Below are 520 nucleotides of genomic sequence, written 5' to 3'. Positions count from 1 at the left end.
GGAGCCATCATGGAAAAGGAAAAGTGGGCCGCCAGAGATCAGAACGAAGTTGCCGTGTTGTTGAGCCAGGTACGGGCGATGCTATCGGCTTCAGGATATGCTAATAAGATCGATGCAGAAAAGTGGCTGACGGCTTGGCTCGACACGCCCAATGACGCACTAGGTGGGGTGAAGCCTTGGCGTCTGCTCGAACAAATGGCGAATGAATCGACGATGCGGTTATCTGCACCCAGATTGGCAGAATGATCGTCGCAGGGAGACGCGGTTACGTTGCAATATCATCGCGCTGAAGATACGATCACCGATTAGATGGGCATGAAGGAATCATGGTGGAACGAGCAGTACAGGGATTACAGGGCGAGTTCCTGCAGGAACTTCGCGCGAGTCAACGTCCAGTGGCAGTTTTTCTGGTGAACGGCATCCGATTGCAAGGACGGATCGAAGTTTTCGACACTTATATGGTGGCCGTGAAAAGCACCGTCACGCAATTGGTTTATAAGCACGCTATTTCAACCATTGC

The 520-nt window shown here is 51.9% G+C and carries 1 protein-coding gene and 1 pseudogene; both read left to right on the top strand.

Features of this window, described 5'->3' with window-relative positions; genetic code table 11:
- Positions 1 to 246, top strand: a pseudogene (locus JK635_RS23640) (antitoxin Xre/MbcA/ParS toxin-binding domain-containing protein); the annotation flags it as partial.
- 80 nt (positions 247 to 326) lie between these two features.
- Positions 327 to 520 (top strand): RNA chaperone Hfq (gene hfq, locus JK635_RS23635; RefSeq protein WP_202656404.1); only part of this gene is annotated, 194 nt, incomplete at its 3' end.

The sequence above is a fragment of the Neobacillus paridis genome (assembly GCF_016765675.1).
Lineage (GTDB): Bacteria > Bacillota > Bacilli > Bacillales > Cytobacillaceae > Neobacillus > Neobacillus paridis.
This window is presented reverse-complemented; position numbering and strand designations above follow the sequence as displayed.